The sequence below is a fragment of the Actinophytocola sp. genome (assembly GCF_036002505.1).
Classification (GTDB): Bacteria; Actinomycetota; Actinomycetes; order Mycobacteriales; family Pseudonocardiaceae; genus DASYTH01.
On sequence record NZ_DASYTH010000419.1, the window covers coordinates 1 to 23,397 of the forward strand.

Annotated in this window: 20 protein-coding genes and 1 tRNA gene; 7 read left to right on the forward strand and 14 right to left on the reverse strand. The window is 69.8% G+C overall.

Features of this window, described 5'->3' with window-relative positions; translation table 11 throughout:
• Positions 1-85: 85 nt before the first annotated feature.
• Both VGR06_RS36825 and VGR06_RS36830 read right to left on the reverse strand, forming a co-directional pair.
• On the reverse strand, positions 86-1,801 hold the full coding sequence (locus VGR06_RS36825; RefSeq protein WP_327563842.1) for an IS1634 family transposase: 1,716 nt from the start codon (positions 1,799-1,801) through the stop codon (positions 86-88).
• 87 nt (positions 1,802-1,888) lie between these two features.
• Positions 1,889-3,646, reverse strand: coding sequence for a serine/threonine-protein kinase (locus VGR06_RS36830; RefSeq protein WP_327563843.1), 1,758 nt, complete (start codon positions 3,644-3,646; stop codon positions 1,889-1,891).
• Between the two features lie 91 nt (positions 3,647-3,737).
• Here VGR06_RS36830 and VGR06_RS36835 point away from each other — a divergent pair, with 91 nt between their 5' ends.
• From VGR06_RS36835 to VGR06_RS36850, 4 genes are all read left to right on the forward strand, one after another.
• Entirely contained in the window at positions 3,738-5,615 is a 1,878-nt protein-coding gene (locus VGR06_RS36835; protein WP_327563844.1) for a propionyl-CoA synthetase, read from the forward strand.
• Positions 5,616-5,628: 13 nt separating this feature from the next.
• Entirely contained in the window at positions 5,629-6,417 is a 789-nt protein-coding gene (locus tag VGR06_RS36840) for a class I SAM-dependent methyltransferase (protein WP_327563845.1), read from the forward strand.
• A gap of 367 nt (positions 6,418-6,784) precedes the next feature.
• Complete coding sequence (locus VGR06_RS36845) at positions 6,785-7,417, forward strand: TetR/AcrR family transcriptional regulator (protein ID WP_327563846.1); 633 nt, start codon at positions 6,785-6,787, stop codon at positions 7,415-7,417.
• A 139-nt stretch (positions 7,418-7,556) separates the two neighbouring features.
• Positions 7,557-9,119 carry a beta-N-acetylhexosaminidase gene (locus VGR06_RS36850; protein WP_414637404.1) on the forward strand — a complete coding sequence of 521 codons (1,563 nt, stop codon included), beginning with the start codon at positions 7,557-7,559 and terminating at the stop codon, positions 9,117-9,119.
• Positions 9,120-9,182: 63 nt separating this feature from the next.
• On the opposite strand, the gene VGR06_RS36855 is transcribed toward VGR06_RS36850, so the two are convergent.
• The 9 genes from VGR06_RS36855 to VGR06_RS36895 form a co-directional block, all read right to left on the reverse strand.
• The gene (locus VGR06_RS36855; protein ID WP_327563848.1) at positions 9,183-9,383 is read right to left on the reverse strand and encodes a hypothetical protein; all 201 of its coding nucleotides are present in this window, start codon (positions 9,381-9,383) and stop codon (positions 9,183-9,185) included.
• A gap of 51 nt (positions 9,384-9,434) precedes the next feature.
• Entirely contained in the window at positions 9,435-9,701 is a 267-nt protein-coding gene (locus tag VGR06_RS36860) for a hypothetical protein (RefSeq protein ID WP_327563849.1), read from the reverse strand.
• Positions 9,702-9,711: 10 nt separating this feature from the next.
• Positions 9,712-9,993 carry a hypothetical protein gene (locus tag VGR06_RS36865; RefSeq protein ID WP_327563850.1) on the reverse strand — a complete coding sequence of 94 codons (282 nt, stop codon included), beginning with the start codon at positions 9,991-9,993 and terminating at the stop codon, positions 9,712-9,714.
• A 245-nt stretch (positions 9,994-10,238) separates the two neighbouring features.
• Complete coding sequence (locus VGR06_RS36870) at positions 10,239-11,660, reverse strand: Gfo/Idh/MocA family oxidoreductase (RefSeq protein ID WP_327563851.1); 1,422 nt, start codon at positions 11,658-11,660, stop codon at positions 10,239-10,241.
• Positions 11,660-12,526: a putative RNA methyltransferase gene (locus tag VGR06_RS36875; protein WP_327563852.1), complete on the reverse strand. Its 867-nt coding sequence runs from the start codon at positions 12,524-12,526 to the stop codon at positions 11,660-11,662. Before VGR06_RS36875 ends, VGR06_RS36870 begins: the two co-directional genes overlap by 1 nt.
• Before the next feature lie 4 nt (positions 12,527-12,530).
• Positions 12,531-13,895, reverse strand: coding sequence for a pyridoxal phosphate-dependent decarboxylase family protein (locus VGR06_RS36880; RefSeq protein WP_327563853.1), 1,365 nt, complete (start codon positions 13,893-13,895; stop codon positions 12,531-12,533).
• Positions 13,892-15,265 (reverse strand): NAD(P)/FAD-dependent oxidoreductase, encoded by a 1,374-nt coding sequence (locus VGR06_RS36885; protein WP_327563854.1) that lies wholly within the window; start codon positions 15,263-15,265, stop codon positions 13,892-13,894. The genes VGR06_RS36880 and VGR06_RS36885 overlap by 4 nt, the downstream gene beginning before the upstream one ends.
• A complete protein-coding gene (locus tag VGR06_RS36890) occupies positions 15,262-16,449 on the reverse strand; it encodes a glycosyltransferase 87 family protein (protein ID WP_327563855.1) in 1,188 nt (395 codons plus the stop codon). Before VGR06_RS36890 ends, VGR06_RS36885 begins: the two co-directional genes overlap by 4 nt.
• A gap of 10 nt (positions 16,450-16,459) precedes the next feature.
• Entirely contained in the window at positions 16,460-16,897 is a 438-nt protein-coding gene (locus VGR06_RS36895; protein ID WP_327563856.1) for an SRPBCC family protein, read from the reverse strand.
• Between the two features lie 33 nt (positions 16,898-16,930).
• Here VGR06_RS36895 and VGR06_RS36900 point away from each other — a divergent pair, with 33 nt between their 5' ends.
• Complete coding sequence (locus VGR06_RS36900; protein ID WP_327563857.1) at positions 16,931-17,557, forward strand: TetR/AcrR family transcriptional regulator; 627 nt, start codon at positions 16,931-16,933, stop codon at positions 17,555-17,557.
• Here VGR06_RS36900 and VGR06_RS36905 read toward each other — a convergent pair.
• Positions 17,463-18,359, reverse strand: a complete 897-nt coding sequence (locus tag VGR06_RS36905) for an oxygenase MpaB family protein (RefSeq protein ID WP_327563858.1) — start codon at positions 18,357-18,359, stop codon at positions 17,463-17,465. The two genes, VGR06_RS36900 and VGR06_RS36905, sit on opposite strands and share 95 nt — an antisense overlap.
• Before the next feature lie 138 nt (positions 18,360-18,497).
• Between VGR06_RS36905 and VGR06_RS36910 the strand changes: the two genes are divergently transcribed.
• Positions 18,498-20,321 carry a DUF2156 domain-containing protein gene (locus tag VGR06_RS36910; RefSeq protein ID WP_327563859.1) on the forward strand — a complete coding sequence of 608 codons (1,824 nt, stop codon included), beginning with the start codon at positions 18,498-18,500 and terminating at the stop codon, positions 20,319-20,321.
• 1,352 nt (positions 20,322-21,673) lie between these two features.
• Positions 21,674-22,237, forward strand: a complete 564-nt coding sequence (locus VGR06_RS36915) for a serine hydrolase domain-containing protein (protein ID WP_327563912.1) — start codon at positions 21,674-21,676, stop codon at positions 22,235-22,237.
• 180 nt (positions 22,238-22,417) lie between these two features.
• Here the strand turns inward: VGR06_RS36915 and VGR06_RS36920 are convergent.
• A tRNA-Ala gene (locus tag VGR06_RS36920) sits at positions 22,418-22,490 on the reverse strand.
• A gap of 23 nt (positions 22,491-22,513) precedes the next feature.
• Entirely contained in the window at positions 22,514-23,362 is an 849-nt protein-coding gene (glpR, locus tag VGR06_RS36925; protein WP_327563860.1) for a gephyrin-like molybdotransferase receptor GlpR, read from the reverse strand.
• Positions 23,363-23,397 lie beyond the last annotated feature (35 nt).

Here is a 23,397-nt window from a genome sequence, read left to right on the forward strand (position 1 = left end):
GCTAGCGGGAGTTTCCTGGATAAGTTGATCTAGGCATGGGTTTTCGCTGGTCGGCACTGGTGTTGATCTTGTGTGGGTGTATTGCCTAACTTGTCGGCGCCCACCGGGCGAGATTGAAGGTGTCGAACAGGTTTTGCTGGAGGTCGGTCTTGTCGGTGATCATGCGGCGGGCTTTGGGCCGGCCGCGTTGGCCGGGGTAGAGCAGCACGGTTTCTTCGATGCCGGCCAGGTGGGCGAGCAGTTCGCGGACGGAGAGGTCCAGGCCGGCTTGGTGGGCGGTGCGGCGCATCAGGTGGGCGATCATCAGCGCGAGCACGCTGTAGAAGGTGTGGACTCGGATGTGGTTGTTGGTCCAGTGGTGCATCGGGGAGAACGAGACGACGTGGGGGTCTTTGAGTTGGCGGAAGCCAAACTCGGCGTCGGATTGGGAGCGGTATCCGGCGATGACCTCGGCGGTGGACCAGTCGGTGTGGTCGGTGATGAGGATCCGTTTGCCGAACAGGCGGTCTTGCAGCGCGGCGCGGGCGTCGGGGTCGAGGGTGTAGTCCAGCCGCAGATCGGGTGGGACCTGGCCGGTGAGCCGCCAGGTGAGCACCTCGTTGACCCAGCGGGATTTGCAGACGGCGGTGATCGCGGCTTCCAGTTTTTCTTTGCTGCGGCGGGCTTTGCCGCGGGCCAGGGTGTCGGCGATCTCGGTGAGGGCTCGGGTGGCCTTGGCCAGGGTCTGGTCGAAGCCGCGGGACTGGGCGTCGTGCAATTCCTGGGAATGGGTCAGCACCGCCCGGTGCGACAGGCCCAGCGCGTCCAGGGTGGTCTCGTGCGCAGTGACCCGGTCGAACTCGGGGACTGGCCGGTAGTCGCTGGCGGGAATGTCCAGCAGTGCGGGATGGTCCGAGGGTGGCAGCGAGCCGACATAGTGCAGTCGGTGGCGTTCGAGCAGCGCGAAGTTGGGTTGGGAGTTCTGTCCGGCGTCGAATACCACGGTCAACTCGGGATCACCGCCGGATAGTTGGCGGTGCCGCTCGGCGAGTTCTTCGATCATCGTTGCGAACTGGGTGACGTCGGGGCGGTCGCCGGGATAGGCGTGGGACAGCAGTGGGATCCCGCCGTCGCGGGTGATGACCAGGCCGAGCCCGACCAGTCGCAGATCGGTGCGTTTCTGCTTGGCCTTACCTCGCTGGGCGATCGGCGCCCGGTCGTTGGTGGAGTCGATGAACGTGGCGAAGTTGGTCATGTCCAACGCCAGTGAGGAGGTATCCAACCCGAATACCTCAATCGCCCGGGCGGCGATCCGCCGCTCGATCTCGATCAGGTCGCCTGGGTTGAGCACATGCATGGCGTCCCAGAACCGGCGGTGATCCAGCGCCGATGACCTGATCTTGACCAGGCGGTCACCCGCGGTGCTGGCCCACCAGTCGGCGAACCGCAGCTTGGAGCACGGATCGACCACCCGATTCGCCGTCGCCAACGCGATATAGGTGCCCACCGAGGCGCCCGCATCCGCCCGGCGGCCGCCGACTACGCCATCGATGATCGCGACCACGCCCAACCGCTCGATCACCGCCCAGGCCGCGGCCAGGTCCCCGAACGCCAGGTGCCGCGTGCGGGAGGGCAGCGCGGTGGCCCCGGACATCGCCGCGTCGATGTCCTCGGCGCTGCCCAAATACTTCTGCTGCACGATGCGCGGCTTGCCGTCCACCCGCGCCGACACCGCGAGGTAGTAGTACGGCTTGCCGTTGATCACCTTGCTGATCACCGACGCCATATAATTTAGGTAATACACTTGATCAAGGAAAGTCAAGCTCCCCGACAAGCGTGTCGTCCCAGATCAACAACCATCCGACAGGCGTCGACCCGCCTCAAGATCAAACTAAGGGGGAAACTCCCGCTAGCGGATCGGGCGGGTGCGTTCGCGGTCGACGATCTGCGTGACCGGCCCTTCCTCGGCCTGCCCGTTGCGGGAGAGCCAGGTGCTCATCTCGCGCGCGACCGCGTTCAGCGTGGGGCGCCGGGCGGGGTCGGACTCCAGCGAGGCGAACAGCAGCGGGCGGTGCGCGCTCTGCCGGGGCACCCGGACCAGCGGCTCGGACTTGGCGGCCGCCATCAGCGCGGCCATCGCGTTCTCCCGCACGCCCCGCGGCGGCGCGCCGGTCAGCGCGAAGCTCACCGTGGCGGCGAGCTGCCAGGCGTCGGACGCCGGGGTGGCGGGCGCGCCGGCGGCGGTCTCCGGGGCGAGGAAGTCGGGCGTGCCGACCATCATCCCGGTCGCGGTCAGGGTCGAGTCACCCTTCGACCGGGCGATGCCGAAGTCGATCAGGTGCGGGCTGCCGTCCGGGTCGACGATCACGTTCGCCGGCTTGATGTCCCGGTGCAGCACGCCCTTGCCGTGCGCGGCGGAGAGCGCCGTGGCCATGGTCATCCACAGCCGGGCCGCGGCCACGTCGCCGATCGGGCCGCTGTCCCCCACCAGCTCGGCGAGCTGCCGCCCCTCGATGTACTCCATGACCAGGCCCAGACCGTCCACATCGGACACGATGTCGTAGACCCGCACGCAGTTGGGGTGGTGCACCGCGGCCAGCGCCCGGGCCTCGCGCAGCATCCGCTCCTCGGTCTCGGCGTCCGGCGCGTGCGCCATCTTCACCGCGACCGTGCGGTCGAGCTGGGTGTCCCGGGCGAGCCAGACGGTACCGAAGCCGCCGTGCCCGAGCGGGCGGATCTTGCGGAACCGGCCGCCGGACTGTGTCCACATCGTCGAGGTGGTGGCGTTGCGCGGGGTGAACGGCAGCGGTCCGGGGTCCGCGGCGAGCTTGGCCAGCGCCGCCCGGTCCGGCTCGGGCTCCCGGACGACCGGGCGGAGCGGCGGGAGCGGCGGGGTGCGCGGCTGGGGCTGGGGCGGCCGGTACGCCGAGGGCGGCGGTGGCTGGGGTGGGGGCTGCGGCCGCTGGTACGCGCGTTCGATCACCGACCAGCTCGGCGGGCCGACGACCAGCACCGGGAGCAGGCCCAGGATGCTCGCCGGCAGGAAGCCCAGCCACAGGTAGATGGCCACCCGCGCGGCCAGCGGCGCGGTGAGCAGGATCAGCATCAGGAACGGGATCCAGACCAGGCGCGCCGGCCACTTCGGTCCGCGCCGCAGCGCCGCCCGGGCCTGCAGCCACACGAACAGCAGGCACAGACCGGGCACGACCACCAGCGCGCCGACGTGCAGCACCAGCTTGGCCGGGCCCTCGAACGGGTGGAACAGCACCTCGTACACCGTCGGCCCGCTGCCGAGGTAGTCGCGCTGCTCGCCGACCCAGCAGTGCTGGTCGTTGAGCGTGCTCAGATCGGTCGCGGTCAGGCCGGTTGGCTGGCCGCGCCACGCCGCCCGGAACACCTCGGACGCGCCCATCATCAGCAGCCACGGCAGCAGGAACGCGAACAGCAGCCCGACCACGCCGAACAGCGTCACGGTGATGGCGTTGTAGGTGTTGCCGGTGCCCTTGCGGGCCAGCGCCACGAACAGCGAGCCGACCACCGGGAGCAGCGCGATGATGCTGCCCATCGTGGCGGTCGCCCACACCCAGTCACCGGGGCAGAACCCGGGGCCGAACACCCGGTGGGCGAGCGAGAGCAGCGAGCCGGCGATCTGCACGAGTGCGTCCACAGGCTCCCCTCCTCTTACGCCCCTTCCCAAGACTAGGCGAATGACGTCACGGCGCGGGTTAAGGTTGCGCCGGCGCGGCATGATCTCCCGTATGGGCAGCTACCCCGACACGTACGCACGGAGCCTGGCCGACCCCGAGGGGTTCTGGCTCGAGGCCGCGGCCGCGATCGACTGGGAGACCCCGCCGACCAGGGCATTGGACGATTCGGCGGCGCCGCTGTACCGGTGGTTCCCGGACGGCCGGCTGAACACCTGCCACAACGCGCTGGACCGGCACGTGGAGTCCGGCCGGGGTGAGCAGGTCGCGTTGATCTACGACTCGCCGGTGACCGGGATGAAGGTCACCTTCACCTACCACGCGCTGCGGGACGAGGTGGCGCGGTTCGCCGGGGTGCTGGCCGGGCTCGGGGTGGCCGCGGGCGACCGGGTGATCATCTACATGCCGATGGTGCCGCGGGCGGTGGTGGCGATGCTGGCCTGCGCGCGGCTGGGGGCGGTGCATTCGGTGGTGTTCGGCGGGTTCGCCCCGCGTGAGCTGGCCACCCGGATCGACGACGCGCGGCCGAAGGTGATCGTGGCGGCGTCCTGCGGGATCGAGCCGGCGCGGATCGTGGAGTATCGCCCGATCATCGCCGAGGCGCTCACCGTCACCACCCATCAGCCCGACCACGTCGTGGTGCTGCAGCGGGAACAGGCACCGGCCGACCTCGCCGAGGGTGACGTCGACTGGGACACCGCGATGAGCACCGCGACCCCGGCGGACTGCGTGCCGGTGGCGGCGACCGACCCGCTGTACATCCTCTACACCTCGGGCACCACCGGGAAGCCGAAGGGCGTGGTGCGGGACAACGGCGGGCACGCGGTCTCGTTGGCCTGGTCATTGCGCAACGTATACGATGTGCAACCCGGCGAGGTGTGGTGGACGGCGTCCGACGTCGGCTGGGTCGTCGGCCACTCGTACATCGTGTACGCCCCGCTCATCGCCGGCGCCACCAGCGTGCTGTACGAAGGAAAGCCGGTCGGCACCCCCGACGCCGGCGCGTTCTGGCGGGTCCTCGCCGAGCACCGGGCGAAGGCGCTGTTCACCGCGCCCACCGCGTTCCGCGCGATCAAGCGCGCCGACCCGGACGCGAAGCTGCTGGCCGGCCACGACCTCAGCGCGTTCCGCACGCTGTTCCTCGCCGGTGAGCGGCTCGACCCGGAGACCTACCACTGGGCCACTGAGAAGCTCGGCGTGCCGGTGGTGGACCACTGGTGGCAGACCGAGACCGGCTGGCCGATCTGCGCCTCGCCGCGCGGCCTCGACCCGATGCCACTCAAACCGGGATCGCCGAGCGTGCCGGTGCCCGGTTACGACGTCCGCGTCCTCGACGCCGCCGGCGCCGACCTGCCGCCCAACCAGGAAGGCGCCATCGCGATCAGGTTGCCGCTGCCGCCCGGCACGCTCCCCACGCTCTGGGGCGACGACGAGCGCTACGTCTCCTCGTACCTGTCCCAGTTCCCCGGCCACTACCTGACCGGCGACGGCGGCTACAAGGACGAGGACGGCTACGTCTACGTCATGGGCCGCACCGACGACGTGATCAACGTGGCCGGCCACCGGCTGTCCACCGGTTCCATGGAGGCCGTTCTCGCCGCGCATCCCGCCGTCGCCGAGTGCGCCGTCATCGGCGTTCGCGACGAGCTGAAGGGCCAACTTCCCCGCGGTTTCGTCGTCCTCAAAGCCGGTGTCACAATCGACGAAATCACCCTCCGCGACGAGCTCGTCGCCGCGGTTCGCCGCGAGATCGGCCCGGTCGCCGCATTTCGCGAGGTGTCCGTTGTCGACGGTCTCCCGAAGACCCGTTCCGGCAAGATACTGCGCAAGACCATGCGGGCCATCGCCGACGGCCGCGACGAACCTGTCCCGTCCACCATCGAGGATCCCGCGGTTCTGGACACCCTCCGTCCGATCCTGCGGGGAACATGACATTGTTAACGCCATGGGATTGGGTTTCGGCGGCGAGGTGGCCAAGTATTACGCCAAATACCGGCGTGGCTATCCGTCCGTGGTCGTCGACGCGATCGCTGACACTTTCGGGCTGACCACCGACGATGTCGTCATCGACCTCGGCTGCGGCACCGGGCAGCTCACCCTGCCGCTGGCCGAACGCGTGCGTTCGGTCGTGGGCGTCGACCCGGAACCCGACATGCTCGTGCTTGCCCGGCTCACCGCCGAGGCACGGGGCATCACCAACATTTCCTGGCTTCTCGGCGCCGACCAGAACGTGCCGAACCTGACCGCGCTCCTGGGCAGCGGAACGGTCGGCGCCGTCACCGCCGCGGTCGCCATTCACTGGATGAACCGTGATGCCTTGTTCGCCGCCACCCGTCCATTGCTGCGGCCCGGCGGCGGCATCGCCGTCGTCACCAACGGCGCACCACTCTGGCTCCAGGACACCGAGTGGTCCCGCATCGTCCGGGCGCGCCTCGAACAATGGCTCGGCCGGTCCCTCACCTCGTCCTGCCAAACCGACGACGAAGGCCGCGCCCCCAACCGCAAGGCTCTGGAGTCAGCCGGCTACCGGTTCACCGAGTCCACAGTGGACTACGATGCTGCCCTGACCATCGACGACCTCATCGGCGGCATATTCTCCGCCGTCTCCACCGACAAACTCCCACCGGTGCCGGAACGGAACCAGTTCGCCGACCAGCTCTACACCGCCCTCGCCCCGAACGACCACGTGACCGAGCACGTCCGCGTCCACCTCCAGTTCGGCCACCTCGACTAGGTGCCGGCGCCGGAGGAGTGATTGATCGACAGCGACCGCGGGAAACCCGTGTGGCCCTGGGTTCTCGCGCTCACCGCTGCCATAGCTGCCCGATACCAGGCGTCCGCGTTCGCCAAGCTCGGCGATCTCAGCGCGGCCCGGTCCGCGCTCACCGCTGCGGCTCCGGCTCTCGCGTCCCCGCGCCCGTTCGCGCATGCCCAGGTCGATCATGCCCGCGCGCTCACTGATGCCGGGCACCTCGACGAAGCCCGCACTCGGGCCGCGGAAGCGCTCCAGATTGGCCGGCGGTACGGTTCGAGCGCATCTGCAGCAGGTGCGTGCCCTCAACCTGGTGGACGTGGACAACAGTTGATGTCAGGATGCGCGGGTGCGTAGCACTCCTACCCGGTCCTGGCGGGGGGTCAGCGCGGAGGAGCGGCGGGCCGAGCGGCGCGCGGCGCTGATCGAGGCCGGGCTCGAGGTCATCGGCACGCAGGGGTGGGCGAGCACCACCGTGCGCGGCGTGTGCCGGCAGGCGGGGCTCACCGAGCGGTACTTCTACGAGAGCTTTCCCGATCACGAGGCGCTGCTGCTCGCGGTCTACGAACACGTTCTCGTGGAGGGGATCCAGGTGGTGCTGGAGGCGGCGACCAAGGCGCCGCGCCATATCCAGCGCACCGCGAGGGCGGGGATCGCGGCGGCGGTCGAGTGGCTGATCGGGGATCCGCGCAAGGGGCGGGTGCTGATCCTGGAGGCGACCGGCAACGAGACGCTGCAGCGACGGCGGCAGGAGGCGGTGCGCGCGCAGGCGGCGCTGCTGTCGCAGTTCGCCCGGGACTTCTTCGGGGACGGGCCGGCGGATCCGACCGACACCTACCTCACCGCGCTCTCGCTGGTGGGGGCGCTGGCCGAGGTGGGCGGGGCGTATCTGGACGGCCAGCTCGACGTCTCGCCGGTGCGGCTGATCGACCATCTGACCGGGCTGTTCGTCGCGGCCACGGAGGTCTCCTCGGCGCGCTGACACGCGCCGACGTACTTTTCTCCGCGGAGGCGCACAACCGATTGTCGGCGGGGCTAAATTGGTCTATACCTAATGGTTTAGACCCTGCCGTCCGGGCTCCACTCGAGGAGGACCCGTGAAGATTTCCCGTAACCGCCGGATGCTCGCCGCGCTGACCGTGGCCGCCGCCACGGCCGCCCCGCTCGCCGTCGCCTCCGGACCCGCCACAGCCACCACGGAGCAGCACATCACCCGCATCACCTCGGTCGTGCCGGCACCGGTATCAGTGCGCTCGGAATCCCGCGACAACTTCGAGATCACCCGGCAGACCGCGATCGTCGCCCGGTCCACCGAGGCCGGCGCGGTCGCGCGCTACCTGGCCGGGGTGCTCCGGCCGTCCACCGGCTTCCCGCTGCCGGTGACCGGGTCGACCGGCACATCCGGCGCGATCTCGCTGCAGCTCGGCGCGGATCAGACCGTCGGTTCCGAGGGTTACGAGCTGACCGTGCGCCGCACCGGCGTCACCCTGCGGGCGAACACCGCGGACGGGCTGTTCGCCGGTGTGCAGACGCTGCGCCAGATGCTGCCGGCCAAGGTGGAAAGCCGCACGCGGCAGGCCGGGCCCTGGACCGTCGCGGGCGGGCGGATCACCGACTTCCCGCGGTTCGCGCACCGCGGCACCATGCTCGACGTCGCCCGGCACTTCTTCACCGTGGACCAGGTGAAGAAGTACATCGACCAGGCGGCGCAGTACAAGATCAACGTCTTCCACCTGCACCTGGCCGACGACCAGGGCTGGCGCATCGAGATCAAGAGCTGGCCGCGGCTGGCGACGTTCGGCGGCAGCACCCAGGTCGGTGGCGGGCCGGGCGGCTTCTACACCCAGGACCAGTACCGCGACATCGTGGCCTACGCCGCGTCCCGGCACATGACGGTCATCCCGGAGATCGACATGCCTGGCCACACCAACGCCGCGCTGGCCTCGTATGCGGAGCTGAACTGCGACGGCGTCGCCCCGCCGCTCTACACCGGCACCGACGTCGGGTTCAGCTCGCTGTGCGTCAACAGCGAGATCACCTACCGGTTCCTCGATGACGTACTGCGCGAACTGGCAGTACTGACTCCGGGAAAGTACCTGCACATCGGCACGGACGAGGCGCACGCCACCACCCCCGAGGACTACCGCACGTTCATCGGCCGGGTGCTGCCGATCGTGGTGAAGTACGGCAAGACCGTCACCGGCTGGCACCAGTTCGTCGTGGCGGACCCGCCGACCTCCGCGGTCCCGCAGTTCTGGGGCACCGAGCCGGTCGACGACGACGTGGCCGCGGCCGCCGCGCGCGGCAACAAGATCGTCATGTCCCCGGCCAACAAGGCCTACCTGGACATGAAGTACACCGACGCCACCCCGCTCGGTCAGGACTGGGCCGGCCTGATCGAGGTCCGCGACGCCTACGACTGGGACCCCGGCAACTACCTGCGCGGCGTCGGCGAAAGCTCGGTCCGCGGCCTGGAAGCTCCACTGTGGACGGAGACGATCGTCACCAGCGACCACATCGAGTTCATGGCGTTCCCCCGGCTCGCCGCCTACGCCGAGCTCGGCTGGTCCCCGGCGGCCACGCACAATTGGCCGAGCTTCCGGGACCGCCTGGCCGCCCAGGGTCCACGATGGACGGTGCAGGGCATCGACTTCTACCGCTCACCCCAGGTCCCCTGGCTCTGATCTGTGAAGTAAGCCAATACGTGCCGGGCCTGAGTGACCACCTCAGGTCCGGCACTGTCATGCCTACAGCGACGAGCTGCGCGCAAAGAGCACGTCAGCAGATCGCAGGACGATCCAGGGCAACTGGACGATCGTATCGGGTCCGTTTTCCTTCGCGGTCGCGACAGCGCTGAGTTGCTCCCGCACATCGTCGTCGCTCATGGGGTCGCTGTCGGCCCGCAAGAATCCGCTGGAGCTATTGATCCCAATAGTAATCTTCTTCACGCTGCGACACCTCGAGTCTTCATCCCGCCGGCAGAACGGCCCGAGAGACACCTAGCGTCCTTCACTGAACGGCGCGCTCGGACGAAGGGCGATAGATACCCTCGAGACAAGTTCAGCTGGAACGTGCTCGCCAAGCGACGGACTCCGGGCCATCGTCACCTCTCCGTCAGTCCTGAGCTCCACGGCCATGGTGACCGAGCACTCGCCCAGTACGAAACCCACCTCCCCGCGCTGCTGCTCCAGTCTCTCACCGGCTATCCTGATCTCCGCGAGAACGAGAGCGACAAGCTGGTTCAGCGGGACAAACTCCTGAGCCACGATGCGCCGCCTAAACGGTCTCGAAGGTCGGAACGATCGTGCAATCGATCTCGAGGCCCCAATGGCTCTTGTAGTCGATCGTCAGCTTCTCCTTGATCGACAGAATCCAGACGTTCAGGCCGATGTCCGTCGCGCTGTTGATCGAGAAGTCGGCGCTAATGTTGACCTTGAACTTGAACTCCCGAACCGTCATTGGGTCAGTTCCGGCCGACAAGATCGCCTGTGCCACGCGAGCCGACGCGGCCATTGCCGTGATGTATCCGGACAACTCAACGGCGTTTGCGACAGCCATGGGTTTACCTCCAAATCGAGTACAGACGCGGCGATCGTAGTCCGGACTGACCCGACGTAACCAGAGTCGAACTACTCTCCGACTCAGGGCAACATATTGACAGATGGAGGACAAGAATCGCGCCGTGCCACATGCCGAGGAGTGCCCTGGTGAGGAACAGTCAAGAATAGAGAATGGATTGTGAATCGACATTCCGCCAGACGGCATGTTGGGTATTGCCCACACAACGGACCGAGCGACAGCGATTACAGGAAAACCCTCTCCACGGTGCCGCGGTGCCGGGCGCGTTCGGCGGCGAACACGGCGAGGTGGGTCTCCAGCGACTCGGCCGGGCCGGACAGGATCGTCGACGGGTCACCCGTTGCTACGGCGGTGGTGAACGCCTCCATCAGGCCGGCGTCGCCGCCGCCGTGGCCGGCCGCCGCGTCCGGGCCCGGCGTGGCCGTGGTGAGCTCCTCGCTGCTCCCGGTGGTGAAGTCGTACACGGTCAGCCGCTCGCCGTCCCCCTCGATCGAGCCGCGGGTGCCGAAGATCTGCGTGCGGCGGTCCAGGTGCGGGGTGAACGCGACCATCTGGAACGTGGCCGTGGCGCCGCCGGCGAACTCGAGCGCCACCACCTGGTGGTCGACGGCGTCGTTGTCGCACGCGTAGACGCACCGCCCGTACGGCCCGTCCCGCAACGCGGCCAGCACACCGGTTTCGGTCACCTCGTCGGTGATCACGCTGACCGGCCAGCCGGTTCGGCCCTCCCGCAGCCGGCCGAGGTAGAGCCGGGGCGCGGAGTACGGGCACTCCGGCTCGACGGCACAGTCGAGGCACCGGTCGGCCGCACCCGGCGGGCGGTTCTCCGGCCGGAAGTGGCGCAGCGAGCCGAAACTGGACACGCGCTCGATCGGCCGCCCGACGATGTGCCGCAACCAGTCGATGTCGTGGCAGGACTTGGCCATCAGCATGAACGACGCCCGGTCGGTCCGCCGCCAGTTCCCGCGCACGAACGAATGCGCGTGGTGCCACCAGCCGACCGGCTCCAGATGCTGCACGCTCAGCACGGTGCCGACCCGCCCACTGTCCACAATGTCCTTGAGCAGCCGGGTGTACGGCCGGTAGCGCAGCACGTGGCAGACCGCGAGCAGCACCCCGGCGTCCCGCACCGCGGCCACCAGCGTGCGGCATTCCTCCTCGGCCGGCGCCAGCGGCTTCTCCACCAGCAGGTGATACCCCTTGCGCGCCAGCGTGATCGCCGGTGCGACGTGCTCGGTGTCCCGGGTGGCCACGATCGCCGCGTCGGCCAGCCTGGGCGCGCCGGCCAGCTCCTGCCAGGACGCGAACGCCCGCTCCGCCGGGATCCCGTGCTCCCGCGCCAGCCGCTCCCGCTGGTAGGCGCGCGGCTCGGCCACTGCCACAACCGTTGCCCGGTCCGGGTTCCGCGCCACCCACCCCGCGTACGCGCTGCCCCGGTCGCCCGCACCGAGGACGGCGAGGGTGACTGTGCTCGATTGGCTCGCTCCGCTCGCAGGCGCGGGCCTTGACGCTGTACCTGTTCCCGCCTTCGCTCCTTCGCGCTGCTCGGTCACTCGCTGGCGCTCGCTCCCTGCGCTGCTCGCAGTGTTTATTTCTGGCTCGATGGCGTAGCGCCAGTCAGGCACCGCCGGCCCGCGCGTGACCATCAGGGCTCCCCGGTCCGCCGGCGGTAGGTGGACACCACGACCGAGGCGGTGACCGGCATCGGCTCCGCCAACTCCCGGACCCGCTCCCGCAGCACCGCCGGGTTGGTGTGCCACGCGCTCGGACCCATCGCCACCACCGCGTCGATGTCCTTGTGCGACAACGACATGGTGAACTCCCAGTCGTCCTCACTGGACAGCTGGCAGTACGGCGCGATGGCCGCCTCGATCTTGTCGCGCTTCTCCGGCTCCACCTTCAGCAGGCTCAGCTTCCAGACCAGCTCGACCAGGTGCCGCGCGGTGGGCGAGACCACGATCAGCACCCCGCCCGGACCCAGCACCCGGTGGATCTCGGCGGGGTTGCGCGGCGCGAAGATGCTCAGCGCCACCGCGACCGAGCCGCTGCGCACCGGCAGCCCGTGCCAGGTGTCGCAGCCGATCGCGCCGGCCCGCGGGTGGGCCCGGGCGGCTCGGCGCAGCGCCGCCTTGGACACGTCGAGGGCGAGCCCGACCCGGCCGGGCAGCGCGTCCAGCACCGGGGCCAGGTAGTGCCCGACGCCCGCGCCGATGTCCACCACGCAGCCCAGCGGCCGGTCCACCGTGGCGCGCTGCGCCGCGGTCACCACCGCCGCCACCACCGGCGCGAAGTGGCCGGCGGACTGGAACCGGGCCCGCGCCTCCACCATCGCCGGGGTGTCCCCGGAGATGCCGGCCGACTTCGCCGAAACCAGGTTCAGGTAGCCCTGCTTGGCGACGTCGAAGGTGTGCGCGCGCGGGCAGTGCACCGCGGCACCGGCCAGCGAGAGGTCCGACCCGCAGGTCGGGCACGTCAGGTAGGGGAGCACGTCGTCGAGCACGGAGCTCACCATCCGGTCAACCGGCACGGGCGGCCAGCCGCTCGATCCGGTGCAGCCGGTCCACATGCGACTGTGCCTCGGGCTTGATCAGGACGCTGCGCAGCACCCGGGCGGCGTCCGCGTCGGCGCGCACACCGGGATGCCGCCGGGCGAACGCCTCCGCCCCGATCCGCAGCGCGCTCACGAAAACCGGGTCGTGCCCGGCCGCCATCCCCTCGGTCATGACCCGCGCCGACGCCGCGTCGATCTCGGAAAGCGTTGCCGCGGTGGGGAAGTACGCGACGATGTCCAGCTCGGGCGGCTGGTACAGGGAAAGGTGCGGCGAGCGGGTGATCTCCTCCGCCCAGGCCAGCGCCGCCCGCCGGCTGGCCGCGAGGAACGCGCCGAGCCCGTCCGGGCGCAGCGGGAACACCTGCAGCGTCAGCCAGAACGCGGCGGCCGCGGCCCCGGCGCGGGAGCACTCCAGGCTGATCTCGCCGAGGTGGAACTCCGCGTCGGTGAAGTAGGTGTACGGCGAGTCGTGCAGGTAGAACCGGGCCACCGACGGGTCGGCGAAGAGCACCGCGCCGCAGCCGTAGGGCTGCAGGCCGTGCTTGTGCGGGTCGATCACGACCGAGTCGCAGCCGGCGATCGCCCGCCACGGTTCCGGGGCGATCGGCTCGGGTGAGCTCGGATGTGCCAGCAATACGAAGAATCCACCATATGCGGCGTCCACATGCAACCGGACGCCGTAGCGCTCCTTGAGTACCAGCGCCTCGTGGATCGGGTCGATCGCGCCGAGCCCGGTGGTGCCGGCGGTGAGCACCACGGTGCCGACGTCGCCTTTCTTGAGCACGTCCTCGAGCGCGTCGAGGTCCATCCGGCTCCGGTCGTCGACCGGAACCGAGGTGCCCTCGATGCCGAGCACGCCGCACATTCGCCCATGTGTGTAGTGGCTCTCCGCGCTGAACGCGACGCCCTTGCCGGGGTGGGACTCCCGGGCGACGTAGAGCGCCTCAAGGTTGGCGATGGTGCCGCTGCTGGTGAGGTGCCCGAGATGGGTGCCGAACCCGAACATGCGCGCCAGCTCGGCGATCGCCTCGCGCTCCATCCGCGCGGTGGCCGGGCCGCTGTCCTGGGCGTGGTTGTTCGGGTTGATCAGCATGGCGGTCAGGTAGCCGGCCACCGCCACGGGGTGCGGCGGCTTGAGCATCTGCCCGACGTAGTCCGGGTGGAAATACGGGTAGTTGTCGCCGAGCCGCTCGGTGAACTCCTTGAACGCGGCGGCGAACCGGTCGGGGTCCACCTGCTGCGCCGGATGCTCCTGGTACGCGCCGAAACCGGACCGCCAGGCGTCCACCGCGGCCACGCCCTGGGTCAGCCAGCCGTCGAGCGGATTCATGACAGGTCTTCCAGCGCGGCGACGATCCCGCGGTGGAACGTCGGGTAGGCCGTGATCATGTTGCGCAGCACGGTGGTCGGCACCTCGGCGTGCACCGCGACGGCCAACGCGCCGAGCACCTCGCCACCGGACGGCCCGACCGAGGTGGCGCCGACCAGCACCCCACGGTCGGCGTCCTCGACAACTTTGATCAACCCCTCGTTGCCCACGCCGTGGATGAAGCCGCGCGAGGTGACCGCCAGGCTGGTCGATCCGGTGCGCACCTTCAGCCCGCCGTCGCGGGCCGCGGCCTCGGTGAGCCCGACCATGCCGACCTCGGGGTCGGTGAACGTCACGCTGGGCACCGCGTGGTAGGCCGGCGGCGGGTGCTCCCGGCCAAGGATGTCCGCGACCGCGGCACTCGCCTGGTACACCGACATGTGGGTGAACGCGCCCTTGCCGGTGATGTCGCCGATCGCCCACAACCCGTCCGCGGCGCGCATCCGGTCGTCCACCGGGATGACCCGGGCGCTGTCGTCCAGGCCGTAGGCGCCGACGCCGAGCGCGGCCAGGTCCCGCGTCCGCCCGGCCGCCACCAGCAGGCACTCCGCGGTGAGCGGCTCGCCGCCGCCGGCCGTGACGGTGAACCCGGCGCCGTCGTGGCTGACCTCGGACGCCGAGGTGCCGGTGCGGACGGTGATGTTCTCCGCGGCGAACCGCTCCGCGACCAGCGCGCTGGCCTCGGGCTCGACCGGCGGCAGCAGCCGGTCCGCGGTCTGGATGAGGGTGACCTTGGCGCCGAACCGGGAGAACACCTGGGCGAGCTCGCAGCCGACCGGCCCGCCGCCGAGCACGATCATGCTGCTGGGCACCGTGGTGGTCCGGGCCGCCTCCCGGTTCGTCCACAGTGGAGTGCCGGCCAGCCCGGGGATCGGCGGCACCGCCGGATCGGTGCCCGGGTTGAGCACGATCCCCTTCGTGGCCTCGAAGGTCCTCACACCGTCCGAAGTGGACACCGTGACCTGGCCGGGAGCGGTGATCTTCCCGTGGCCGCGGACGAACCGCCCGCCGGCGCGCTCCAGCCGCTCGACCGCGACCCGGTCGTCCCAGTCGTCGGTGGCCTCGCGGCGGATCCGGGTGGCCACCGGTCCCCAGTCGGGTTGGACCTGGGCCGAGCCGGCCAGCTCGCGCACCCGGCGCGCCTCGGCCAGCGCGTCCGCCGCCCTGATCATCATCTTGGTGGGCACGCAGGCGAAGTACGGGCATTCGCCGCCGACCAGCCGGGAGTCCACCCCCACCACCGACAGGCCCGCCCCGGCCAGCTCCGCCGCCACGGCCTCGCCGCCCGGCCCCAGCCCGATCACCACCACGTCCACGGTTTCGGTGCTCACGTGGCCATCATTCCCGACCGCCGCATCCGCAACAGGACGAAAGCCGCCAGGCACAGCACAGCAAGCACGTAGGCGTTGCCCGGGAGCGCTTCCAGCACGGACCACTGCAGCTCGACGTGCGCGCCGCTGCGAACCACGAAGAACTCCCAGCCGGTGCCCACCACGGCGATCGCGGCCAGCGACACCCGGGCCCAGGCGGCGCCGCGCAGCGCCCGCGGCACCAGGAAGGCGACCAGCGGCACCATCCACACCCAGTGGTGGGTCCAGGACACCGGGCTGACCAGCAGGCCGCAGAACGCGGTGACCAGCAGCGCGCCCAGGTGCTCGCCGCGGCCGTGCAGCCGGCGGACGACAACGCCGGACACCGCCAGACACGCCGCGGCGAGCACACCGACCGCCACCAGCGTGGCCAGCCCCTCCCCGGCGAGGCGCTGCACGATCCCGTTCAGCGACTGGTTGCCGATCCAGGAGTTGGTGGTCGCGTCGTTCCCGTCGATCAATGCCGTCCCCCAGAACAGTGCTGTATCTCCGGGCAGTACTAACTCTGCGAAAGTATTGACCGCGACGAAAGTACCCATCGCGCGTAAAGCGTCGGCCCGCCGCCCGGTGAGCGCCAGGTGCAGCACGAAGATCAGCGGCGTCAGCTTGATCGCCGAGGCCAGCCCGACCAGCACCCCGGACCAGCGGGATCCCCGGAGCACCAGCACGTCGAGGACAACCAGGCCCATCAGCACCAGGTTCAGCTGGCCGAGCGCCAGGGTCCGCCAGACGGGCTCCAGCGCCAACACCGCCAGCAGCGTGACCGCCACCGTGAGCCCGCGCTGCCCGGGCATCGTCACCCGCAGCACCCCGCCCAGCGCGAGCATGGACAGCGCCGCGATCACACCCCAGCTCAGCTGGGCCGGCACGAGCACCAGTGGGAAGAACTGCAGGGCCGCCACCGGCGGATACGCGAACGGCAGCGGCGGCGCCCACGGCGGCTCGCCGGTCAGCGGCAGGTAGAGCGGATCCCCGTGCAGCACGGCCAAGGCACCGGCCCGGTACACCGCGCTGTCCACCCCGAGTCCGTGCCCGGCCAGCCAGAAGATCACCGAGATCGCCAGCAGCACACCGGCCAGCACCCATGCCACGACCGGGATCCGGGCACACCGCCGGGCCGTATGCAAGATCCCCAGCGTGCCCACCCGCGCCACCCTACCGAGAGTTGTCCGCGGCTCGGGCGAGGCCGCGCACGACCTGGCGGAGGAACCGGGTCAGGCCCAGGCGCAGCACGGCGCCGGTGCCCGGGATCCTGGGCGAGAACGAGACCCGCCAGTGGATCACGGTGCCGCCGCCGGCCGGGCTGAGCGTCACCTCGCCGCGGTAGTCCCGGACCGGCAGGCCCTCGAGGTGGGCGTAACTGAACGCGCGGTCCGGGGTGAACCCGGTGACCTCGTCGCGACCGGTGACCCGGCCGTTGCGGAAGATCCGCACGGCGCCGACGCCCTCCCGCTCGCCGTCGCCTTCCCGTTCCAGTGTGAACGAGTCGATCGGACTCCAGTCCGGCCAGGTGGAACCGTCGCGGAGCAGGGCGTACACGGTGGCCGGGTCGCCGGTGGTCCGCTCGGTCGCGTCAATCTGGTAGCGCCGCATGTACCACATGGTACATGTACCATTCGGTTCACGATGACAGATCCCAGGGAACGGCTGCTGTCCGCGGCCATCGACCACGTCGCGGCTCACGGCCTCGCCGACCTCAGCCTGCGCGGGCTCGCCGCGGCCATCGGCACCAGCCACCGCATGCTGATCTACCACTTCGGCTCGAAGGAGGGCCTGCTCGTCGCGCTGATCCGGGCGGTGGAGCAACGCCAGCGCGACGCCCTGGCCCAACTCGAACTGGCGCCGGGCGCGACGCCGGCCGACCTGGGCCGCGCGTTCTGGCGCCGCCTGACCGATCCCGCGCTCTGGCCGCACGAACGGCTGTTCTTCGAGGTCTACGGCCAGGCGCTGCAGGGCCGCCGGGGCACGACGGCGCTGCTCGACGGCATCGTCACCGACTGGCTCGTGCCGCTCGTCGAGCTCGGCGTGCGGCACGGCTTTTCGCGTGACGAAGCCGAGTCCACCGCCCGCCTCGGCCTCGCCGTCACCCGCGGCCTGCTCCTCGACCTGCTCGCCACCGGCGACCGCGCCGGCGTCGACGCGGCCATGGAGCGGTTCATCACGTTGACGTACGAGCGTTCCGGTACCTCGCCGGCGCGAACTCGTCCCGGGCGATCGCGTGCCGCCGGGCCCGCAGGTACGCCGGACCGTTGATCCGCCATGACTCCGGCAGCACCGGGGTCAGTGCCCGGGACGCCGCCGCGATCATCCGCAGCTGCCAGGCCTGCCGGCGGGTCCACCGCAGACCCAGCCGTTGCCGCAGGGCCGGCGGCAGCGTGCCGACTCCGGTCAGCATCAACACATGCGCCATCGGCACCCGGAGGATCCGCCAGACCGGCTCGCTCCACGGCGGCATCGAGTCCGGCCGCGCCGGGCGCGCCGAGGCCCGCAGCACCGTGTCCACGGTCGGGGTGTGCTCCAGCCGCGTGGCGACCACCTCGTCGACGTACGCCAACAGGCCGTCCCAAGTGGACGGCAGGTCACCGTCCCGGATCCCCAGTAACCGCCCTACCCCGAGCCATTCCTGATACAGCCGGTCCACTTCGGACCGGCTCATCCCCGAGCCGAACAATCCCTGCGAGCTCACGATCGAGTACACCAGCGTCGCGTGCACCCAGGCGTAGGCGCCCGGCTCCAGCGCGTGGTACCGGCTCCCGTCCGGGTTCGTTCCCTTGATCCGCCGGTGCATCTCCCGCAACCGCTCGCCGACCTCGACCGCGTCCGGCCCGCCGTAGACCGTCAGGTTGACCCAGTCGATCGTCCGGAACAACCGCGCCCACGGCTCGGCCTGGAAGTTCGAGTGATCACGCACGCCGGACCCCACGGTGGGGTGCGCCACCTGCAACAGCAACGCGGACAGCGCGCCGAGGAACAGCCGCAGATCGCTGGTGTAGCGCCAGGACACCGAATCCGGTCCCAATGTCAGGGCGCGGGCTTCCTCCTCAGTCAGGCGCATCTGCCCGCTCCCTTCTGACAACGTTCCTCGACGAAACGTGTCATGGACAACGCCCGATGTCAACATAGGGCTGTCCCCACCCTGAACCCGGGTGCTGCCGCCAGTGAGATCCCGAAGCCCGCGCAGCAGTCTCGGTTCATGTCCGTACGCCGCATCCCGTTCACCGCCGGCATGATCACCCTGCTGACGCTCATCGGACTGATCACCGGCGCGATGTTCACCCGGGTCGCCGACCTGCCGTGGGGCGCGGACGTGGCCTACGGCCTCCCGGCGTTCACCGACGGTCGCTTGTGGACACTCAGCACCGGCGCCTTCTTCGCCGTGACCCCACTCTGCTACGTCGCCGTGCTGGGCAGCTTCGCAGTGCTGGCCGGGTTCGCCGAGGTGCGACTCGGCACCTACCGCGCCGTGCTGGCCTGTCTTTACGGCCACCTGGCCGGCGTGCTCGGCACCGCGCTCCTGGTCGCGCTCGTCCCAGGAACCCCCTGGGCCCATGCCGTCGACGTCGGCATCTCGGCCGGCGCCATGGCCGCCGCGGCGATCGCCACGATCACGCTGCCCCGCCCGTGGCGGTTGCTCAGCCGGCTCGCCCTGCTCGTCTACTGCGTCGCCGCGCTCCTGCTGCTCGGCCAGCTCGCCGACGTCGAGCACCTGATCGCCGTGCTGGCCGGCCTGCCGCTGGGCCGCACGTTCCTTTCTGGGGGCAGGCGCCGAGACCCCCGAGGAGGCTCAGCCCCCACACCCCCCTTTCTCCGGCTCGGCGCCCGTCCGGAACCCGCGCCGGGCGCTGCCGTCGACCGTGCGCACGCACTGCTCGCCCGGCACGGCGGCGGCACGCTGTCCTGGATGACCACCTGGCCGGGCACCCGCTACCTGCTCGCGGCGGACGGCTACCTCGCCTACCGCCGCCACGCCGGCGTGGCCATCACGGTCGGCGACCCGGTCGGCTCCCCCGCCTGGCGGGCCCGCGCCATGACCGAGTTCGCCGCGTTCTGCGACCGCTCCGGCCTGATCCCGTGCGGCTTCTCGGTCGGATCATCCACTGTGGACTCCGCGGCGCCGCTGCACTGGCGGCACGTCCAGGTGGCCGAGGACACCCTGCTCGACCTCGCCGGCCTGGAGTTCCGCGGCAAGCCGTGGCAGGACGTCCGCACCGCCCGCAACCGCGCCGCCAAGGAGGGCATCGAGTTCCGCCTGATCACCCTCGCCGACGCCCCGCCCGCGGTCATCGCCCAGGTCCGCGACATCTCAGCCACCTGGCTGCGCTGCAAACGCATGCCGGAGCTGCATTTCACGCTCGGCGGCGTGGATGAGGCCATGGACCCCCGGGTCCGCGTCGGGATCGCCGTCGACGCCGCCGGCACCGTCCACGGCGTCACCTCCTGGCTCCCCATCCTGGACCGGTCCGGCCACCCTCGCGGCTGGACCCTCGATCTCATGCGCCGCCGCCCCAACGGCTTCCGCCCGGTGATCGACTTCCTGATCGCCTCCGCCTGCCTCGTGTTCCAAGCCGAAGGCGCCACCGTCGTCTCCCTGTCCGGCGCGCCCCTGGCCCGCTCAGCCGGCACCGGGCGGGTCAGCCCAACCCAACGCCTCCTCGACCTCCTCGGCGCCGCCCTCGAACCCTGCTACAACTTCCGCTCCCTGCACGCCTACAAGGCCAAGTTCCACCCCCGCCGCGAAACCCTCCACCTGCTCTACCGCCGCCCCGCCGACCTCCCCCGCATCGGCATCGCCCTCCTCCGCGCCTACCTCACCCAAGATCACCGGGCGAAGACGCGCGGTTCTGAAGCGTGCGGCCGTCATGAGTCTCGACTCCTCCGAGTCGAACAAGTCCGGAGTACGGACCCTGTGCATATCAGGTGCAATTCACAGGGTCCGCCTGCCTCTGGGTTTACCTACCTTGTTGACCGTTCTCCGGCGCTAACAGAATCTCGCCCGGGGGCGCCGGCGCGGCCATGACTGCAGCACCACCACGACCGCGGCCGCGATCGCCGCCCCGTAGATCCCGAGCAACCAGATCGCGAGGGCCAGAAGCAAGAACACCGTCACCACGAGAGCCACCGCCCTCGCCGTCCGCGCCCACGTCGCGAGGACCCAGCGCAGCAGGCAGAACAGGCAACGAAGAGCCCGGTGACGCTGGTGCTGAAGGTGCCGAGGCCAACGATGAAGGCCGCCAGGCTGTGGCAGCTCGACCGGTTGGACGACTACTTCGCCATCGGGTGAAGGATCCAATTTCACCCGATCGAGTGACGCGCCCGCCTCGTGGCTTGACCTGCAGGTTTGACAACAGGTTCCCCGGGGCTCCCCCGACCGGGGGAAGCCATGCCCTAGTGTCTCATTGTCCACTTGACATAGACTCAAGGGGTTCACTCCTTATCTGACGTGTTAAGCAACCAGTTCGGACGGAGTGAACGTGGGCGCGACCCCTTGAGCCGGGTAAGCGATGGGGGTCGCGTTCCGCGTTCAAGGCAGGACGATAAGGACACATGAACTCGCCCGTTTCGCCTTGCCGCATCTATCTATCCATGCCATTGGGCCACGGCGCCACCATCTAAAGGGTGATCTCTAACGAGTTACTCCGGCTGGGCAGGGTAGACGGCTGCCGAACCGCGACGAACGGTCAGACCGCATCAGTCGCTCTGATAAGCCTCGCCATCACAACAATGGATCCAAATCTCGACGCCTAGTTACGCCTCACCCAATCCAGTGAGGACTAAACGTAGACCTCTCGAGTGGTGGACTACCGAAACAATGAGTCCAACCATGATGCAATCAAACCGAGAGTGGGCTTCATCGTCGCCCAGGAGACGGAGGGCGGTGAGGGACCGTAACACTTCAACCCGGCCAGACGATGCCGCGAAAGCTTTCGGACACGGGTGCGACGCCGACTTCGCCTGCACGGCCGACCGCCGGCCAACCTGACTCCTCCGACCACAAACCAGACCTGACATCCACCGCCAGGGGCCGCTCCCGTGCGTGCTCTCGTTCAACGTGCGTCTGCGGCCACTCCGGTCAGCCCAACCGGCCAGTCGTTCGCCATGCGCACGGGTTCGCGGAAACCCAGTGGGGTCCGGGCGAGCAAGGAGTGCTCGAGAGTGTGTGCCCTTACTCTACCCCGGTCAGCAGCCACGCCACATCGGCCTGCGGAAGGATTTTATCGATCAATTCACACCCTATTCTTCCCCGCATGGTCTCTGATTTAGCGCCCTTTGTGCAGGCGATAGCCGAGGAAGAGTCAGCTGCCGGGCGGTTCGCCGGTGCCATACTGATCGCCCAGGGGCAGGAGCGGATCTTCACTGGGCGCGTATGGCCTGGCCGACCGTGAACGCGGGATACCCAACATGCTGTCCGCGCGATTCCGCAACGGCTCGATGACCAAGATGTTCACCGGCGTGGCGATCGGCCAGCTGATCCAAGCCGGCCAGGTGAACCCGGCCGCGCCGGTCGGCAGTTACCTGCCCGACCACCCAAACCGGGACGTGGCCACCAAGATCAGCATTCATCACCTGCTGACCCACAGCGGCGGCACCGGAGACATCCTCCCGGAATACTACGAACGCCGCGAGCAGCTCCGCACGATCGCCGACTACCTCGCACTGTTCGGCGAGCGGGAGCCACGCTTCGAACCCGGCACCCGCTACGAGTACAGCCACTACGGCTTCATCCTGCTCGGCGCCGTGATCGAAGCCGTCAGCAACCCCATCTGCGGACAAATCACGACCTTCGGCCACAACGGCGGAGGACCAGGCATGAGCGGCGATCTCTCCTTCTGGCCCAACTCCGGCCACATCGTCGCCGTCCTGGCCAACAAGGACTGGATAGCAACCGAAGTCTCCGGCTTCATCTGCTGCCACCTACCCGGCACCCCAACCTGAGGACAGCCGCAGAGCTACACCTGGCGGCCTGGGCGACGTTGAGACCCATTACAACCAGAAACCCACTCAAGGGGGTCCGGGGGGCGAAGCCCCGCCGGGTGGGGCCCTGGGGGCTTCGCCCCCAGAAAACACCAGCGAAACGCCGTGGCGAGCGCATTCCGCGAGCGCATGCCCCCGGCGTGGAGCTGAGGGGAATCGAACCCCTGACCTCCTCGATGCGAACGAGGCGCGCTACCAACTGCGCTACAGCCCCGAAGACTGGGGAAGCTTAGCAGGCTACTCGCCGGCGGCGCGGCGGTAGGGGAGGTTGGCGGGGTGGTCGAGGTCGGCGAAGGCGGGGTCTTCGTCGTCGAAGTCGAGGGGGGTGGCGTTGGGGACGGGGGGTGGGGGTGGGGCGGCGGGGCGGGGTGGGGCGGCCGGCTCAGGGGTGGGCTCGGCGACGGGGAGGGCGCGTTGGTGGGCCTGGATGCGGGCGGCGCTGCGGAGGCGGGCGAGGCGGCGTTCGCGGATCTCCTGCTCGATGCGGACCTGGCGGCGGAGGTAGGCGAGGTAGCTGATCAGGGCGATGTCGACCGCGCCGTGGGGGTACCAGAGCAGGGGGAAGACGATGGCGGCGAGGATGGCCAGGACGATGGCGGCGACGAGGAGGGCGAGGACGACGCGCTGGCGGTAGGCGTACTTGGCGCGGGCGATGATGGCGGCGGCCTCGGGGTCGAAGCCGCCGCGGCCGGGGCGGTAGGGGCGGGGTGGGGGGTCGGGCTGGTAATAGGTGCGCGGCGGCGGGTCGTAGTGGGGGACGGGGTCACCGGTTTCCGGATCGAAGCCGCCACGGTAGGTGGGCCCGGGCTCGCCGGCCTCGGGGTCCGCGTCCTCGCCGTACAGGTGCGGGTCGTGCTCGACGGGATCCACCTCGTCGCGATATGGGTGCGGCTCGGGGGCGGGGTCGTCGACCTGGTCGTCGTCGCGCATCGGTGGCTCCTCGACCTCCTCGGCGCTGCGCACCACCCGGGCGGCCAGGGCCGAGTCCGCGGTTCTGGCGATCTCCTGGCGTTTGCGCACGATCATCGGGACGAGGACGACGAGCCAGGCCACGACGAGCGCGACAATGATCAGCGAGCTCGGCATGCCTCGTCACCTCCCCCTCGGACACGATCATTTAC

What these genes read in the sequence shown, in the direction of transcription:
- VGR06_RS36835 (WP_327563844.1), top strand. Translation starts at nt 3,738, where the DNA reads ATGGGCAGCTACCCCGACACGTACGCACGGAGCCTGGCCGACCCCGAG.
- VGR06_RS36840 (WP_327563845.1), top strand. Translation starts at nt 5,629, where the DNA reads ATGGGATTGGGTTTCGGCGGCGAGGTGGCCAAGTATTACGCCAAATAC.
- VGR06_RS36850 (WP_414637404.1), top strand. Translation starts at nt 7,557, where the DNA reads ATGCTCGCCGCGCTGACCGTGGCCGCCGCCACGGCCGCCCCGCTCGCC.
- VGR06_RS36865 (WP_327563850.1), bottom strand. Translation starts at nt 9,993, where the DNA reads ATGGCTGTCGCAAACGCCGTTGAGTTGTCCGGATACATCACGGCAATG.
- VGR06_RS36870 (WP_327563851.1), bottom strand. Translation starts at nt 11,660, where the DNA reads ATGGTCACGCGCGGGCCGGCGGTGCCTGACTGGCGCTACGCCATCGAG.
- VGR06_RS36875 (WP_327563852.1), bottom strand. Translation starts at nt 12,526, where the DNA reads ATGGTGAGCTCCGTGCTCGACGACGTGCTCCCCTACCTGACGTGCCCG.
- VGR06_RS36880 (WP_327563853.1), bottom strand. Translation starts at nt 13,895, where the DNA reads ATGAATCCGCTCGACGGCTGGCTGACCCAGGGCGTGGCCGCGGTGGAC.
- VGR06_RS36895 (WP_327563856.1), bottom strand. Translation starts at nt 16,897, where the DNA reads ATGCGGCGCTACCAGATTGACGCGACCGAGCGGACCACCGGCGACCCG.
- VGR06_RS36900 (WP_327563857.1), top strand. Translation starts at nt 16,931, where the DNA reads ATGACAGATCCCAGGGAACGGCTGCTGTCCGCGGCCATCGACCACGTC.
- VGR06_RS36905 (WP_327563858.1), bottom strand. Translation starts at nt 18,359, where the DNA reads ATGCGCCTGACTGAGGAGGAAGCCCGCGCCCTGACATTGGGACCGGAT.
- VGR06_RS36910 (WP_327563859.1), top strand. Translation starts at nt 18,498, where the DNA reads ATGTCCGTACGCCGCATCCCGTTCACCGCCGGCATGATCACCCTGCTG.
- glpR (WP_327563860.1), bottom strand. Translation starts at nt 23,362, where the DNA reads ATGCCGAGCTCGCTGATCATTGTCGCGCTCGTCGTGGCCTGGCTCGTC.